Origin of the sequence: Bradyrhizobium symbiodeficiens, assembly GCF_002266465.3 — a bacterium.
Lineage (GTDB): Bacteria > Pseudomonadota > Alphaproteobacteria > Rhizobiales > Xanthobacteraceae > Bradyrhizobium > Bradyrhizobium symbiodeficiens.
On sequence record NZ_CP029427.2, the window covers coordinates 6481418 to 6497763 of the forward strand.

At 64.9% G+C, this 16346-nt stretch carries 13 protein-coding genes; 2 read left to right on the plus strand and 11 right to left on the minus strand.

Features of this window, described 5'->3' with window-relative positions; translation table 11 throughout:
- Positions 1-97: 97 nt before the first annotated feature.
- Entirely contained in the window at positions 98-1459 is a 1362-nt protein-coding gene (gene pcaB / locus CIT39_RS30500) for a 3-carboxy-cis,cis-muconate cycloisomerase (protein ID WP_094976589.1), read from the minus strand.
- Positions 1460-1850: 391 nt separating this feature from the next.
- Here pcaB and CIT39_RS30505 point away from each other — a divergent pair, with 391 nt between their 5' ends.
- On the plus strand, positions 1851-3410 hold the full coding sequence (locus CIT39_RS30505; protein ID WP_094976588.1) for a winged helix-turn-helix domain-containing tetratricopeptide repeat protein: 1560 nt from the start codon (positions 1851-1853) through the stop codon (positions 3408-3410).
- Between the two features lie 63 nt (positions 3411-3473).
- Here the strand turns inward: CIT39_RS30505 and CIT39_RS30510 are convergent, their stop codons facing one another.
- From CIT39_RS30510 to CIT39_RS30525, 4 genes are all read right to left on the minus strand, one after another.
- The gene (locus tag CIT39_RS30510) at positions 3474-4166 is read right to left on the minus strand and encodes a hypothetical protein (protein ID WP_094976587.1); all 693 of its coding nucleotides are present in this window, start codon (positions 4164-4166) and stop codon (positions 3474-3476) included.
- An 87-nt stretch (positions 4167-4253) separates the two neighbouring features.
- Positions 4254-4970, minus strand: coding sequence for a hypothetical protein (locus tag CIT39_RS30515; protein ID WP_162308763.1), 717 nt, complete (start codon positions 4968-4970; stop codon positions 4254-4256).
- 131 nt (positions 4971-5101) lie between these two features.
- Positions 5102-5350: a hypothetical protein gene (locus tag CIT39_RS30520; protein ID WP_094892973.1), complete on the minus strand. Its 249-nt coding sequence runs from the start codon at positions 5348-5350 to the stop codon at positions 5102-5104.
- Between the two features lie 140 nt (positions 5351-5490).
- On the minus strand, positions 5491-6465 hold the full coding sequence (locus CIT39_RS30525; RefSeq protein ID WP_094976586.1) for an NAD(P)H-dependent flavin oxidoreductase: 975 nt from the start codon (positions 6463-6465) through the stop codon (positions 5491-5493).
- 123 nt (positions 6466-6588) lie between these two features.
- Between CIT39_RS30525 and CIT39_RS30530 the strand changes: the two genes are divergently transcribed.
- Positions 6589-8151 (plus strand): AMP-binding protein, encoded by a 1563-nt coding sequence (locus CIT39_RS30530; protein WP_094976585.1) that lies wholly within the window; start codon positions 6589-6591, stop codon positions 8149-8151.
- A gap of 364 nt (positions 8152-8515) precedes the next feature.
- On the opposite strand, the gene CIT39_RS30535 is transcribed toward CIT39_RS30530, so the two are convergent.
- The 6 genes from CIT39_RS30535 to CIT39_RS30560 form a co-directional block, all read right to left on the minus strand.
- A complete protein-coding gene (locus tag CIT39_RS30535) occupies positions 8516-10570 on the minus strand; it encodes a hybrid sensor histidine kinase/response regulator (RefSeq protein ID WP_094976584.1) in 2055 nt (684 codons plus the stop codon).
- The gene (locus tag CIT39_RS30540) at positions 10567-12066 is read right to left on the minus strand and encodes an ATPase domain-containing protein (RefSeq protein ID WP_094976583.1); all 1500 of its coding nucleotides are present in this window, start codon (positions 12064-12066) and stop codon (positions 10567-10569) included. The genes CIT39_RS30535 and CIT39_RS30540 overlap by 4 nt, the downstream gene beginning before the upstream one ends.
- 165 nt (positions 12067-12231) lie before the next feature.
- Positions 12232-13005 carry a thioesterase family protein gene (locus CIT39_RS30545; RefSeq protein WP_094976582.1) on the minus strand — a complete coding sequence of 258 codons (774 nt, stop codon included), beginning with the start codon at positions 13003-13005 and terminating at the stop codon, positions 12232-12234.
- Positions 13006-13148: 143 nt separating this feature from the next.
- The gene (locus tag CIT39_RS30550; protein WP_094892979.1) at positions 13149-14117 is read right to left on the minus strand and encodes an NAD(P)H-dependent flavin oxidoreductase; all 969 of its coding nucleotides are present in this window, start codon (positions 14115-14117) and stop codon (positions 13149-13151) included.
- Between the two features lie 249 nt (positions 14118-14366).
- Positions 14367-15767, minus strand: coding sequence for an aspartate ammonia-lyase (locus CIT39_RS30555; RefSeq protein ID WP_094976581.1), 1401 nt, complete (start codon positions 15765-15767; stop codon positions 14367-14369).
- A 30-nt stretch (positions 15768-15797) separates the two neighbouring features.
- Positions 15798-16316: a hypothetical protein gene (locus CIT39_RS30560; protein ID WP_094976580.1), complete on the minus strand. Its 519-nt coding sequence runs from the start codon at positions 16314-16316 to the stop codon at positions 15798-15800.
- Positions 16317-16346: the final 30 nt, after the last annotated feature.

Here is a 16346-nt window from a genome sequence, read left to right on the forward strand (position 1 = left end):
AAAGTCTCTCGTTCAATCTAAGTCTAGCATCGCGAGACGCAAGTGCGCGAGCACCTTGCGACATGAGGGAGGTACGCGGTTTCACGCAATTTGGTTTTCAACGCGTTGCCGATTTCAGCACCCGGTCAACCATGGCGGGCGCGAGCCCCAGGTAATTTTTCGGTGAGGTGAGCGCCTCGATTGTGGCACGATCGATGCGGCTCGCGACCCGCGTGTCCGCGGACAGCGCATCGGCGAGGCTCATGCCCTTTTCGTTGGCCTGACGGCAGGCGTCATAGACCACGTCATGGGCCTCCTGCCGGCCGAGCTGCGGTGCGAGCCCCATCATGACCGCTTCGGCCACGATCAGGCCGCGGCTGACGGCGAGATTTTCGTTCATCTTCGCCTCGTCCACGATCAGGCCCGCGAGTGCGAACTTCGCCTGGTGCAGCGCGCCCGCGGTCAGCACGAAGCTCTCGGGGATCGCCATCCATTCGGCGTGCCAGGGGCCCGTGGCACGCTCGAAATCCTGCACCATGGCGTCGAGCATCAGGCCGGCGTGCTGGCGCACCGCCTTGGACGCCGCAAGCATCAGCTCCGACGAGATCGGGTTGCGCTTCTGCGGCATGGTCGACGAGGCGCCGCGTCCCTTGACGAACGGTTCGTAGACCTCGGCGAACTCGGTCGAGGCCATGATCATGATGTCGAGCGCGATCTTGCCGAGCGACCCCGTGACGAGTGCGAGAAAATTCACGCCTTCCGCAAATCCGTCGCGCGCGACGTGCCAGGTCGAGGCGGGAACGCCGAGCTCCAGCTCCGCGCAGAGCGCCTCCTGCACCTCAAAGCCCTTGTCACCGAGCGAGGCCAAGGTGCCGGCAGCGCCAGCGAACTGGCCGACCAGCACGCGCGGCTTCAATTGCGCCAAGCGCTCGGCGTGGCGATCGAACATGGCAAGCCAGATCGCCGTCTTGTAGCCGAAGGTCACCGGCAGCGCCTGCTGGAGATGGGTGCGGCCCGCCATCGGCGTGTCGCGATATCGCTTCGAGAGATCGGCGAGTATCTTGCGCAGCTCGGCGATGTCGCGCGCGACGATCTCCAGCGCGGCACGGAGCTGCAGCACCACGGCGGTGTCCATGATGTCCTGCGTGGTCGCGCCCCAATGCACGTAGCGGCCGGCCTCACCGCACTGCTTCGCCATCTGGTGCACCAGAGGGAGGATCGGATAGCCGACGATGTCGGTCTCCTGCCGCAACAGTTCGAAATCGAACCCTGCGACGTCGGTCCGCGCCGCAATCGCGTCGGCGGCTTCCTGCGGAATCACACCGCATCGGGCTTCCGCCTTCGCCAGCGCCACCTCGACCTCGGCATAGCGCGCGACCGTCGCGATGTCGGAAAACACGTCACGCATCTCAGGCGTGCCGAAGGCGTCGCGGAACAGCATGGAATCGAGCACGGTGGTGGAGGGGGACAAGGCGGGCATGGGCGTTTCTTTGTGGTTTGCGTTTTATGTGAGCGGTACCTTACGCAGGTCATGGTGTTCGGCAATGGATAAAGCCGGCACGTTCGCCAATCCGATGGCCCCGCGTGGCGCGAGCCCGGAGACGACGAGAGGGCGTCGCGCAGCGATATATGCAGGACGACCCGCCCGGGACGTCGCTCGCCGGTTGGGGGTCCGGCGCCCCAAGCCTTCGGCAATCCCGCCCACACCGCGACATTCTAGCCGCGGTTGTATTCCCATCCGAAACCGCATGACTGCCCTCACGTGATCGCGATGAACCGAGCGGCCGCTTCGGCAGACTCACGGTTTTCGACCAAAATTTCTTTTTGTCATTTCGCCTGACCGATCTCGTCATGAGGCCTGAGTTTTCGACGTGCAGTTTCTGTTCCGTGACCACCTTCTCGATACCGACCGGCGCGAGCTGAGCCGCGAGCAGGTTCCCATTGCCGTGGAGCCGCAGGTCTTCGATCTCGTCGTCCACCTCATGCAGAACCGCGACCGGGTGGTCAGCAAGGACGAACTGATCGACAAGATCTGGCACGGGCGCAGCGTCTCCGAATCCACCCTGACCAGCCGGATCAACGCGGCGCGGAAGGCCGTCGGCGACAATGGCGCGAGCCAGGCGCTGATCCGCACCATAGCCCGCAAGGGGTTTCGCTTCGTCGGCGATGTCGAGGCCAAGGACGGGGCGATCGCGCCCGAACCTAGTCATGCCGCCTGGGCGCCCCGCCCGACGCTCGCGCTTCCCGAGCGGCCCGCGATCGCCGTGCTGCCCTTCACCAATATGAGCGGCGAAGCCGGGCAAGACTATTTCTCCGACGGCATCAGCGAGGACATCATCACCGCGCTGTCGAAGCTGCGCTGGTTCTTCGTCGTCGCCCGCAACTCCTCCTTCGTCTACAAGGGCCGCGCCGTGCACATCCGCGAGGTCGCGCAGGAGCTCGGGGTGCGCTACGTGGTCGAAGGCAGCGTGCGAAGGAGCGGCGAACGGGTGCGAATCTCGGCCCAACTCAATGACGTCTCGACCGGCAGCCATCTCTGGGCCGAGCGCTACGACCGCGAGCTTGCCGACATCTTCGCCGTGCAGGACGAGATCACTGAGGCGATCGTCGCCGCGATCGAGCCGCAACTCTATGCCGCCGAAAGTTTTCGCGCCCAGCAGAAGCCGCCAGGGAGTCTCGACGCCTGGGACCTCGTGATGCGCGCCTTGTCGTATCACTGGCGCAGCACGCGCGAGGACAATGCCGCCGCGCAAGGTCTGCTCGAAAAAGCCGTCGCGATCGATCCCGCCTATGGCAAGGCGCTGGGCCTGCTCGCGACCAGTCATATCTTCGGCGCACATATGGGCTGGGCCGACATGGCCGCGACCGTGCCGATCGCCGAACGCGCGGCGCTCGCGGCGGTGGAGGCCGATCGTGAGGATGCATGGGCCCATCACGGCCTCGCCTACACCTATCTGTTCCGGCGCCGCTTCGACGATGCGCTCGCCGAGTTCGAGCTGGCGCTGCAGCTCAATCCGAACTTCGCCATGGCTCATGCCTTTTACGGCGTGACGCTGTGCTACGCCGGACGATGGCAGGACGGCGATGCCGCCGCACGCCGCGCGCTGCGGCTCAGTCCGCGCGATCCGCTCGCGGCGATCTATTGCGGGGTTGCGGCCTATGCCCGGTTCATCGGCCGTGACTACGACGGAGCCGTGCAGATGGCGCGGGAGTCGATGCGGCAGCGTAGCGATTTCGTCGGCGCGCACCGCGTTCTGACGGCCGCCGCCGGCATGTCAGGAGATCCGGCGCTCGCAGCGACCGCCCTTGAGGGCCTGCGCCGCGCCCAGCCCGAGGTCTCGCTTGCCTGGATCACGCGCGAGCTGCCGATGCTGCGGGACGAGGATCGTGCGCATTATCTCGAAGGATTGCGGCGCGCGGGATTGAAGTAACAGCGGTGCGCGACAATGATGGCGCACCTTTCTTCCATTGCAGCGTCAACCGCGCGCTAAACGCTAATCGTCGTCCGGCCCGAACAGCCTGATCTGCGGGAAGCCGCCGCGCGAACGGCCGGCATAATCACGCGAATCGGAATCTTCACGGATGTTGCGCGCGACGTCGTCCCAATCGGTGCGGTCGCGCTGGCCGCGTTGCTCGCGGGTGTCATAGTGGCGGCGCTCGGCCCAGCGCTCACGACGCTCCATCCGGCGCCGCTCGGGCGCCGCGCGCTTCACGTCGGAATCTTTCGCCTTGGCATAGGCGTTCTCGGGCGAAGAGGCCGGGTCGGCCGATGCCTGCTGCTCGGTGGGTTTTGCCGCTTTCGGTGACGATGCGACCGTCGGCTTCGACTGTTCCTTGGGCGGCTCAACCGCGGCCGCTTGTGAGAGCGGCGGGGCCGGCGGTTCGGCTTTCGCCTGAGCGGGCTGCGCGTCCGGTTCCGGCTTCGCTTCGGCTTGCGCCGGCGCGGCGATCATTCCGCCGAAGACTTGCGACCCCGTGAGATAATTGACGCGTTCCGACGGCGGCGCGCTCGCCTGTGCCGCCGTGCCAGCGGATTCGGCGCGCTGCGCCATCTTGCTAGTGTCCGGGCCCTGTTTGGACGCGACAGGGTTCATGATGTTGCCGGCAACGATGCCGCCGCCGAGACCGATGGCAATGGCCGCGACGATAGTTCCGGCACCGACGAAATAGGCTGTCGAGGCGCGCATTGATCCACTCCCTCTTTGGGGCGAGCAACGCGCGTCGATTGCCAGATGTTCCTGATGCAGGCGCGGTTCCTAGAGGAAACCCGCGAGTCAGATCTGCTGCGCGACCTTCTCGAGCCCGATCAGGCGGGCGAGCTTGCGCACTTCTTCCTTCTGATCGTCACGCAGCTGGAACAGCAGCGGCATTGCAGCCGACTTCAATTGCTGGACCTCGTCGCAGTTCGGATCGATCTGTGCGCTGGGCGGCGCGTTCGGATTGGAGAGCTTGTTGGCCGAGATCTTGCGGACGACGTTGCGCAGCGCGGTCTCGACCGAAGGCCAGTAATATTCCTGCGACGAGGACAGCTTCAGGCGATCCCGGATGCCGGAGATCTGTGCGTCGGACAGCAGGGTATAATGTTTCTGCGGCTGCGGCTTGGCGACAACCTTCGGCTTGGCCGGAACTTCGACGGCGGGAACCTCCGCCGCGGCGGGCGCTTCGGATAGGCTCGACGCCTTGGGCATCGGGAAATCGGAGGGCGTGGCGGCGGCAAAGGCTTGGCGCAGCGGCTCGGCCAGCACGGGCGCCTGCGAAAGCCTGTCGGCCGGCACCTGAACCGGCTCGATCGCGGCCGAAGCCAGCGCCAGGGTCGGAACCAGACGGTCGGCCTTGGCGGCACGGTTGGTGGCGAGGGGTTTGGCCGGAGGCGTCTGCGCGATCATCTCTTCGCTGACGCTGGGCACGCTGTCCCGGCCGAGAATGGCGGTGGTGGCGGCGCCCAGGACGAGGAAACAGGTCAGGACGACGATGGTGATGGCTCTGGACAAACGTTTCTCCGCGCCCAACTTCAAGTCCACGTGATCACTGCCCGGAAACTGGGCGATAATTAAGGCTTAACCGTGCCAATGCGGCGGCAATCGCGCGGACTCCGGCGACATCGCCTGGAAGTTCAAGGAAATCAGGCAGCTGCCGCCAGATCGTAGGCGTCCTGGATGTCCGCGACGATCTCCGAGGCCTCCCAGACCCCGCGCGGCTCGACCGATTGCAGCGTCACCGTCCAGTTGCCGCCCCGGCGGGTGCGGGGGACGCTGACGATGTCAAAACGGACGCTGCGGCACAGCGGATGACGCGCCAGGGCATGAGCGACGCGGACGCGGATTTCGTCCAGCGAAGCCGCTGTCTTGCTGTTGAGAAAATCGAAGTCCATCGCCTGTCCCTCTCGGCCCTGATTGGTGGCCGTGGAGGGATTCTTGGCCCGCGTTGGTTAATCTGCCGTTAAATGGGACGTCCCGAACGAGCGCTCGATTAACCGTGATCGGGACGAGCGCGCCGGCTCTTTCCGCAATTCTACGGGGAAAGGCGCACTCTCGCTTCGCGATATTCGGTCGCCGTCCGCGCGACGAGATCGTCGACAGCGAGCACGTCGGTGACCCCAGAGGTGGAATGCCCGCCGCTCCAGATGTCGCGCCAGCGCTTTGGCCGGCTCTCGCGCGCGGCAACGTCGATGTCCTCGGAGATGTCGATCGCGCCGCGTGCCGGGAGATCGTCGGGATCGAGGCCGGCGGCCACGATCGACGGTCTCAGCATGCTGGTCTGCAAACCCGTGAACGCAGTGGTGAGCAAAATGTCGTCTGCGCTGCTCTCGACCAGCATCCGCTTGTGGCGTTCGTCCGCCATGCTCTCGCGCGTCGCGATGAATTTCGTGCCCATATAGGCGAGATCGCAGCCGAGCACTTCGGCCGCGTGCAGCGCATGGCCGTCACTGATGCCGCCGGCGAGCACGATGATGCCGTCGTAGAATGCGCGCACCGCGCGAACGAAGGCAAACGGGTTGAGCCAGCCGGTCTGGCCGCCCGCGCCCGCCGTGAGCAGCACGAGCCCGTCGGCGCCTGCTTCCGCCGCGCGTTCGGCGTGGCGAATCGAGGCGACGTCCGCCAGCACCAGCGCGCCGGCGTCATGCAGCGGCTTCAACACCGACGCGGGCGAGCCGACCGAGGTGATGACGATCTCCGGCCTGTGCCGCAGCAGCACGGCGAGATCCTGCGCGAGCCGCGCGTTGGAGCGATGCACGATCAGGTTCGGACAGAACGGTGCCGCCTTGCGGCCGGTCTGATCTTCGTGCTGGCGCAGCCGCGCCGCGATCGCGGCGAGCCATTCATCGAGCTGCTCCGTGCTGCGGCAATTCGCGGTGGGGAAGCTGCCGATCACGCCGTTGCGGCAGGCCGCGACCATGAGCTCGACGCCCGACACCAGGAACATCGGAGCCGCGATCAGCGGCAGAGCCAGACGATCGCCGAAGCGTTGCAGTCGATCGGATGTCACACAAATCTCCTCGTCACGCATGCACCGCCGCGCGGGCTTTGTCGTTTCCTCCCGCAGTCTCTGTGCTAGCGTCGCGGCAACATTGGCACGCCAGAAGCCGGTGACAAAGCAACGAGGAAACATATGTCCGATCCGCTTCACGCATCGTCGCCGACTTGTGCGCAGACGCTACGGGCGCTGTCGCGCTATCCCGGCCGCACCGCGTTCGCCTGGCCCGAGGGATCGCTGAGCTATCAGGGCACCATCGACCTGATCGGGTGCATCCAGGGCGTGTTCATGCGGCTCGGATTGCAGCCGGGTGCGCGCGTGGCCTTCCTTACTGCGAACCGCGCCGACACCTGGTGCGCCGGCGTCGCCGCGCAATTGTCGCGGCTCTGCATCACCTGGCTGCATCCGTTGGGATCGCTGGAGGACCAGCTGTTCCAGCTCGAGGATTCCGAGGCCGAGATGCTGGTGGTCGATGCGGCCGCCTTCCGCGACCGCGGCGGCGAGCTTTCCGCGCGGGCGACCCGGCTGAAGGCGGTCTTCACCATGGGACCGGCCGGCTACGGCGTCGATCTGCTGGCGGCCATCGAGAGCGCGGGACACGCCAGCGCAATTTGTCTTGCCAGCCTCGACGATCTCTCCACGCTGAACTACACCGGCGGCACCACCGGCAAATCCAAGGGCGCGCTGCGCTATCATCGCGAGAATGCCGGAGCCGCCGCCGCGATCCTCGCCGATTTCGAGATCCCCGAGGCCGCACGCTACCTCACGGTCGCCCCGATCAGCCATGTCGCCGGCACGAAAGTGCTGCCGACCCTGATGCGCGGCGGCACCGTGCACATGCTGAAGGGATTCGATCCCGAGGCCGTGCTGGTCACAATCGCGCGCGAGCGCATCAACTTCACGCTGTTCGTGCCGACCATGATCTACGTGCTGCTCGACCATCCCGCGCTCAGCAAGACCGACCTGTCCTCGCTCGAGCTGGTGCTCTACGGGGCGTCGGCGATGTCGCCGAGCCGGCTGGTCGAGGGCATCGAGCGCATCGGACCGGTGTTCTCGCAGCTCTACGGCCAGACCGAATGCTACCCGGTCTCGGTACTGCGCAAGGCGGATCACGATCCCAGGACGCCGGAGCTATTCTTGTCCTGCGGCTTCCCGATCGCAGCCTGCGAGGTCAAGATCCTCGGCGACGACGACCAGGAGGTGAAGACGGGCGAGGCCGGCGAGATCTGCGTGCGAGCCCCGCATGTGATGGCAGAGTACTGGAAGCGGCCCGACATCACGGCCGAGACGTTGAAGAACGGCTGGGTCCACACCGGCGACATCGCGCGGAAGGACGAGCGCGGCTACATGTTCATCCTCGACCGCAAGAAGGACATGATCGTATCAGGCGGCTTCAACATCTTCCCGCGCGAGGTCGAGGACGTGCTGTCGCAGCACGCCGATGTCGCGATGGTCGCGGTCGTCGGAATCCCCGACGAGAAATGGGGCGAAGCCGTCACCGCCATCATCGTGCCGCGCGAGGGCGCAAGGCCCGATCCGGACGAGTTGATCAACCTCGTGAAGACCCGAAAGGGCTCGGCACATGCGCCGAAGCAGATCCAGTTCGTCAAGCAGCTGCCGATGACCGGCGTCGGCAAGGTCGACAAGAAGGTTTTGCGCGCGGGTTTCTGGAGCGGGCGGGACCGGATGGTGGGGTAACTCCCGGGATTTTACGGGTGCCGTTGTGGCCTCGGCGCCACAACGCGCCACAGAGTGCGCGCGGGCACTGCTCGCACAATTGCCGGCGAATCGAGGAATCAACTAGAGCGTTATCGGGGCTGGGAAGCGGAGAGTGAGATGAGAGTCGCTTCCCTGGAAAGTGCAGTGGCCGCGGTCACGTTGATCACGGCGATCATTGTCGTGTTGTGGGAGATCAAGATCTTCTACGGCATCTGAACAGGCAGGATGCCTGCGTCGAACAAGAGACCTTGAGGCAAGACGAGGCTCGCGACCAAGCATCACTTCCGCGGCGGCGGAAGCCTGCCGTTCAAGTGGGGTCGCCGATGCTTTCCGCGCCGGCCTTTCAGCGAAGCATCTGATCGAGGCGATCGCGAAGCTGATCCTGGTGATAGGGCTTGGCCAGTCGCGGCAGATCGAGTTGAGACCCCTCGGGCAGCTCGGCATATCCAGTGGCCAGCAGAATCGGCAGTGACGGTCGCAACTGACGCGAGGCGGCCGCAAGTTCGAGCCCGGTCATGCCGGGCATGACGTGATCGGTCACCATGAGATCGATTTGCTGCCCGCTGCGAATGATATCGAGGGCGTGCAGGCCCGAGCTGACGCCGATGACGCGGTGCCCGAGATCTTCGAGCATCTCGGTGGTCGACATAGCGATCAGCGGATCGTCGTCGACAAAAAGGATGACGGCAGATCGGCCGGCCTGTCGCCGCACCGGGATAGACGCCTCCGCTTTCGGAAGCTGGGTGGCGACCGGAAGAATCAGGGTCGCCGTGGTGCCAACTCCGACCTCGCTCGAGAGCTGAAGGGCGCCGCCGAGCTGCACGGCAAGACCGTGCACCATCGAAAGGCCAAGTCCGGTTCCTTTCCCAACCGGCTTCGAGGAAAAGAACGGCTCCACCGCCCGCTTCAACGTCTCGGCAGACATGCCTTCGCCGGTGTCGATCACGGACAGCGCGAGATACTGACCCGGCGGCAGCCGCGCCTCTTCGTCCGCCTGATCGTCGCGGATGCGGATTTCGATCGAGCCGCCATCGGGCATCGCATCGCGCGCGTTGATGGCGAGGTTCAAGATCGCGAGTTCGAGCTGGTTGGAATCGACTCGTGCCGGGGGCACGCGATCCGGAACGTCCAGGCGCAACTCGACCCGGGGACCAAGCGATCGCTCGAGCAGGTCGCTCATCCCCCGGATCAACGTGCCGAGGTCGACCGCTTCCGCCCGCAGATCCTGCTGGCGGGCGAACGCGAGCAGACGTTGCGTCAACGAGGCACCCCGTTCCGCGCCCTGCAACGCGCCGTCGATCAGCCGGCGCAGGCGCGGGTCGTCCGGGATGCGCTTGCGCAGCAGATCGAGATTGCCCATCACGGCCATCAACAGATTGTTGAAGTCGTGCGCAACGCCGCCGGTCAACTGGCCGATGGTCTCCATTTTCTGCGCCTGCCGCAATTGATCCTGCGCTTTTTCGCGCGCGGCTACCTCGGTCATCAGATCCGCGGTGCGCTGCTCGACGCGCTGCTCGAGTGTGGCCGTGAGTTCGGCGAGCGCGGTCCGTTCTGCAGCAAGCTGGGCCAACAGATTTTCGCGCTCGATCTCGGCGACCTTGCGCGCGGTGATGTCGGAGCACACCCCGACCAGCGATCGCACAGTACCGTCGGGCCGAAGCACCGCTCGCGCCCTTATATCCACCCAGTGCTGGGAGCCGTCCGGCCAGACGTTTCGATATTCGATGCTGTAATCGCCGCCGCTGGCGACGGCGCGGTCGAACACGGCCTGCCGGCGGGCGCGGTCGTCCGGGTGCACGGATTCGAGCAGGTCCTGGTAGGAAAATTCCTGCTCTGGCCGTCGCCCGAAGAACAGCTTGCAGGTATTGGAGGCCTCGAGCCTCAGGGACGGCAGATGCAGTTCGAGTGCACCGAGCCGACCGGCACTCAATGCCGTTTGCAGCAGGCCTTCGCTCTCGGTGAGGGTCTCAAGGATCGCGCGTGACTGGTACTGGCGGCGCCGCCCTCGGATCGCCGATCCTACGACGCTCACCAGCGTGGTCGGATGGAACGGCCGTTCGATGAACGTCACATTGCCGAGTGCCTGACCGAGCCGCATGGCGTCCGGATTGCGTTCCGGACCGCCGCCCTGGCGGGTGAGCAAAACGATCGGAAAGTCCGACCATGAGGGCTGTTCGTTCAGCCACCTGACGAGACTGCGCAAATCTGCGGTCTTCACGGCTTCGTTGGCGATGATGGCAAGCCCCGCACCGGCCGCCATCTCGCGAACGAGCGCATCGAGGTCGGGGCAGACGTCAGCCGCAAAGCCTGCTTCGCGGATCAGGCTCGCGGCGACATTTGCGTCGCGGCCCGTCGGAGCAAGCACAACGGCACGTTCGGACGTGTCGCCCGGTCTCACGCACCAGGCTCCTGGAGCAGAGGTCGCGGGTCGCCCATGTAAACGGGCACGCCGCGCAGAACGCCCTGGAATTCCTCGAGAGGCTCGCCGATGGCCAGACCACGACCGCCGATGCGGAACTCGCGAATGGTCGATTCATGCTGGCCCATTCGCTTCTTGATCACGGATATCGCACGTCGCACGCTGCCCAGCGCTTCGAAATAACGCAGGAGGATGACCGTATCGGCGAGATAGGTGACGTCGACCGGCGCCCGCATGTCACCGACGAGGCCGTGCTGGGCAACCGTCATGAATGTCGCGGCACCGCAGCGATTGAGGTATTGCAACAGTTCGTGCATGTGGAGGATGAGCGAATTCTCCTCGGGCATGGCAGCCTGATAGCCATTGAGACTGTCGATCACGACGGCCTTGATGCCCTCCTCGTCGACCCGCTTGCGGACCATATGCGCGAACTCCCCCGGGGAGAGTTCGGCCGCGTCCACTTGTTCGATCGCGATACTACCCGTCCGTCGCAGCGCGTCGAGATCGATTCCCATGCCTTTCATGCGCGAGAATAGCAGACCAAGCTCCTCGTCGAACACGAACAGCGCCGCTTTCTCTCCCCGCGCCACCGCCGCGACGGCGAACACGATCGCGATGAGGGATTTGCCCGTACCCGATGGTCCGAGAACGAGCGTGCTCGAGCCCGTTTCCACCCCACCTCCCAGCAACTGGTCGAAGCCCGCAATGCCGCTGGAAAACGTCGTGCGCCGCAAATCGGCGCGGTGCTCGGACGCAACCAGCCTCGGAAACACGTTCAGGCCGCCCGTGGTGATGGTTGCGTCGTGGTAACCGCCGCGAAACCTGGTGCCACGATACTTGATGACGCGGACACGGCGGCGCTCCGCGCCATAATCCGGAGCGAGCTCCTCAAGGCGCAGAACCGCATGCGCGACGCTGTGGACGGTCTTGTCGGCGACATCGGCCGTGAGATCATCGAGAAGCATCACGGTCGTATTGAACCTGGAGAAAAAGTGCTTGATGGCCAGAATTTGCCTGCGGTACCGCAACGAACTCTGGGCGAGAAGCCGGATTTCAGAAAGACTGTCGAGCACGACGCGATGCGGCTTGATCCGATCGACCGCCTCGAAAATCTGCTTGGTCGTCTCGCCGAGTTCGAGATCGGAGGAGTAGAGAAGGCTCTGCTGCTGTTCTGAATCAAGGAGGCTCTCAGGGGGCAGCAGTTCGAAGACGGTAATTCCCTCGTCCAGCGTCCAGCCGTGCGAAGCCGCGCCTTCGCGCAACTCACGCTCCGTCTCGGACAAGGTGATGTACAGGCACCTCTCGCCGGCCTTGGTGCCCTCTCGCAGGAATTGCAGCGCTACCGTGGTCTTGCCCGTACCGGGCGCACCTTCCACGAGGAACACGTGTCCACGCGACAATCCCCCGGACAGGATGTTGTCCAGTCCCCAAACTCCAGTTTGGGCCCTTCCGGAAAATTCCTTAATCGAAGCCATGTTTTCCCTCTACGGGGATAAAACCGAGAAGGGAACAATCGGTTCCGCGCTCCGATCTTCACGACCCATGCAGGGTCGAGAGAGGGCCATTTCCGAAAGATCTTCAACAAGATGGAACGGATCCAGCGCCGGGTCCAGAATACGGCTGTAGACTTGGGGGGGGTCTTATCGCTTCTCGATAACGAGGCTCTGCACCGCGCGGCCGAAATAGCCCTGCCGGTCCGCAAGCCGCGACATCGCGAGACCGGCGCCGTCTGGCCCGATCCAGGATTCACCGTCAAGCAATATCCACTCACCGACCGGCTGGCGCGAAAAGTTTACCGTGAGATCGGCGTTGATGTAGGTCCAGGCGCGGAAGTCGAGCGTCGAGGCCGTGCCGTTGGAAAAGTCGGCTGCGACCACGGCGCGCATCGCCTGCGAGAGCGGTTCGCCCTCGATCAACGGGTGGTCGACACGAAACCAGATCGCGCCGGCACCGGCCTGGCCGAAGCGGCCGCGCGCGGCGCGCATCGAGACCGATCGCACGAACGGACTGGTGGCGGCGTGACCGTCCTCGGCGAACGAATCCTCGGGCGACGGCAGCGTCACCGGCAACTCCTTGACGTCATCGGGTAGCGCCTGAGCCTGCGTCCTGATCTTGAGCACGGTGGCACCGACCACCTGCACGCCGTCGGCGAGCAGCTTGATTTCACAGAGCTGGATCTTGCGCCCTTCGCGCAGGATCGTGGTCTCGATCGTGAGCGGCGCCACCGGCACAGGGCGCATCAGGTCGATGGTGACCCGCGCAATGTTCATCGGCGACGGTGTCGGAATGCGCTCGGCCGCCCAGGTCACCAGCGAGGCCGGCGCCGAGCCGTGCTGCATGCGCCGGTCCCAAGGGCCCGCGGCATCAGGGCTGGTAACGACGTTGTTGCCGTCGACGTGGTAGATGGCGGTCATGTTTTGCTCGATCTCTCGACTGGCACTTCCCGGACGTAGCGCAGCGCGCAAGCGGTGCGACGCTGAGCCGGGTCCATTCGTCGCGATGGGGCCCGGCTCTGCGCAGCAGCGTTGCACGTTGCAGCGCGTCCGGGACGCCAGAACTACAACGGCGGATCGATCGCCTCGTCGTATTCCTTCTTGAAGCGCGCGATCAGCTCGGCGGCAGGCAAGATGGCCTCGACGCTGCCGATGCCCTGGCCCGAGCCCCAGATTTCCTTCCAGGCCTTCGGCTTGGCGCGCTCGCCTGATGCGTCGGTGCCGAAATTCATCTTGGAGGGATCGGAGGTCGGCAGGTTTTCCGGATCCATGCCGGCGGCCAGGATCGAGGGCTTCAGGTAATTGCCGTGCACGCCGGTGAAGAGGTTGGAATAGACGATGTCGTCGGCGGTCGAGCCTGCGATCATCTCCTTGTACTTCTCCACCGCGTTGGCTTCCTTGGTGGCGATGAAGGCGGAGCCGATATAGGCGAAGTCGGCGCCGAGAATGCGCGCGGCGCGGATTGCCCTGCCGTTGCCGATGGCGCCCGACAGTGCGATCGGACCGTCGAACCACTTTCGTGTTTCAGCAACGAAAGCCAGCGGCGAGATGGTGCCGGCGTGGCCGCCGGCGCCGGCCGCGACCAGGATCAGGCCGTCGGCGCCCTTCTCGATCGCCTTGTGCGCGAATTTCTGGTTGATCACATCGTGAAAGACGATGCCGCCCCAGCCGTGCACCGCCTGGTTCAGTTCCTCGCGCGCGCCGAGCGAGGAGATCACCATCGGCACCTTGTACTTGGCGCAGAGCTGCATGTCGTGATCGAGCCGATTGTTCGACTTGTGCACGATCTGATTGACCGCGAACGGCGCCGACGGCTTGTCGGGATGGGCGCGGTCATAGGCCGCAAGCTCTTCGGTGATCCGCGCCAGCCATTCGTCAAGCAGCTCCGGCGGCCGCGCGTTCAGCGACGGAAACGAGCCGACCACACCCGCCTTGCACTGCGCGATCACGAGATCGGGCACCGAGATGATGAAGAGCGGCGAGCCGATCACGGGGATCGACAGGCGTCCTTTGAACAAGGCAGGCATGGACATTGCGGGACGATCCTCTGTTGGCCGGTCGATGGAAGGTTGACCGCCATACCAACAAGGCAATCTTTCCACTGTCAAGTATTGCGTTTTGTCGCCGCAGCGGAGAGCCAGGCAGCAATTCCTAGGCGCGGAATTCCGTTGCTGTCATTCCGGGGCGCGCCTCTTGGCGCGGGCGCGGAATCCATTTCGCTATTCGCGCTGAGGCCCGATGGATTCCGGGCTCGCGCTTCGCGCGTCCCGGAATGACAGCCCCTACCCCAGCAGATCCGGATTGATCAGCCGCTCGAACGAGAACATCTCGTCCCACTTCTCCTGGGTCAGCAGCTTGCGCTCGACCACCACGATCTGGTGCAGCGACTTGCCGCTCTGGTAGCCCTCGCGCGCAATCTCGGCGCATTGCTTGTAGCCGAGCAGCGGCTTCAGCACCGTGACGATGCCGAGCGAGTTGAGCACCATGTTGCGGGTGTGCTCCTCGTTGGCGGTGATGCCGACGACGCAATTCTCGCGCAGGCTGTTGACCGCGCGCTCCATGGTGCGGATCGAGAAGAACAGCGCGAACGAGATCACCGGCTCCATCACGTTGAGCTGGAGCTGGCCCGCCGAGGCCGCAAGTGTCACCGTGGTGTCGAGCCCGATCACGAGGAAGCTGGTCTGGTTGACGACCTCGGGAATGACGGGATTGACCTTGCCCGGCATGATCGAGGAGCCCGGCTGCAACTGCGGCAGGTTGATCTCGTTGAAGCCGGCGCGTGGGCCGGAGGCGAGCAGGCGGATGTCGTTGCAGATCTTGGTCAGCTTGCTCGCGGTGCGCTTCAGCACGCCGGAGAGCTGCACATAGGCGCCGGTGTCCGAGGTCGCCTCAACGAGGTCGCCGGCGAGAATGAAGTCGACGCCGGTGAGTGCGCTCAAATGCCGGACCGCGAGCTTGGGATAGCCGTGGGCCGCCGTGACGGAGGTGCCGATCGCGGTGGCGCCGAGATTGATCTCGCGCAGCAGCGCCCGAGCCTCGGAGATGCGATCGACCTCCTCGCCCATGGTGGTGCCCCAGCCCCGGAATTCAGCCCCAAGCGACATCGGCACCGCGTCCTGCAGATGCGTGCGGCCCATCTTCAGCACACGGTCGAACTCGCGGCCCTTGGTGAAGAAGGCTTCCTGCAGCTGGCGCAGCGCGGTCATGTAGCTTTCGAGCCGCAGGATCAGCGCCAGCCGAAACGCGGTCGGATAGGTGTCGTTGGTGGACTGGCCGTAATTGACGTGATCGTTGGGGCTGACGTGCTGGTAGTCGCCCTTTTTGAAGCCGAGCGATTCCAGCGCGAGGTTGGCTATCACCTCGTTGGCGTTCATGTTGGTGGAGGTGCCGGCGCCGCCCTGGATGAAGTCGGTGACGAACTGGTCCATCATGTCGCCGGCGATGACGCGGTCGCAGCCGACGATGATGGCGTCCGCGACCTTGGCGTCGATCGCGCCGAGATCACGGTTGGCCATGGCGGCGGCCTTCTTGACGTAACCGAGCGCCTTCACGAAGAAAGGCTCCTGGTTCATCGGAATGCCGGTGATGTGGAAGTTTTCCTTACCCCGGATGGTCTGGACGCCGTAATAGATGTCGTCGGCGATCTCACGCTGTCCGAGGAAGTCCTGCTCCGTACGGCTCATGGGCGCTCCTTGTTGCTCGCGCGACGTCCTTCAGTTCTGGCACAGCGCACTGGTCACAAAAGTATCGGTGCGGCAGTCATCCGGCTTACGTTGCCTGCCCGGAATGAGAACCTTGGCCGAGCATTTTTCCGCGGAATCGGCGTTCAGGCTCTTGCCTTCCTTGTAGCCCTTGCTCTGGCAAAGCTGGTCGGCGGCCTGCTTGCAATCGGGCGCGCCGTTGGACGATGCCGGGCAGGCGGTGCGTCCCGACACCATCGTCGAGGGCTTCGCCAGCCGCGACAGGTCGTTCATGGTTTCGCTGGGGCTTTTGATCGGCGGCAGGATCGAGGGAAGCTTGTCGAACAGCTTGCCCATTTCATGGATCAGCCCGGGATTTTCTGCAGGCGGAGGCGTCGAGGGCGGCGGCGCAGCCTGAGGCCCTTGCTCCTGCAAGCCAAGCGACGGCGGCGCCGATTGCGCCCACCCGGTCCCGCAAGCAGCGAGCAGGAGCAGCACTGCTGACATCAGCGTCCCGAGCCGCGCGGCCGGATTGCCGGATCGAACCATCATGATGGCAACCGTAGCCGAAGCCGCCCCTGC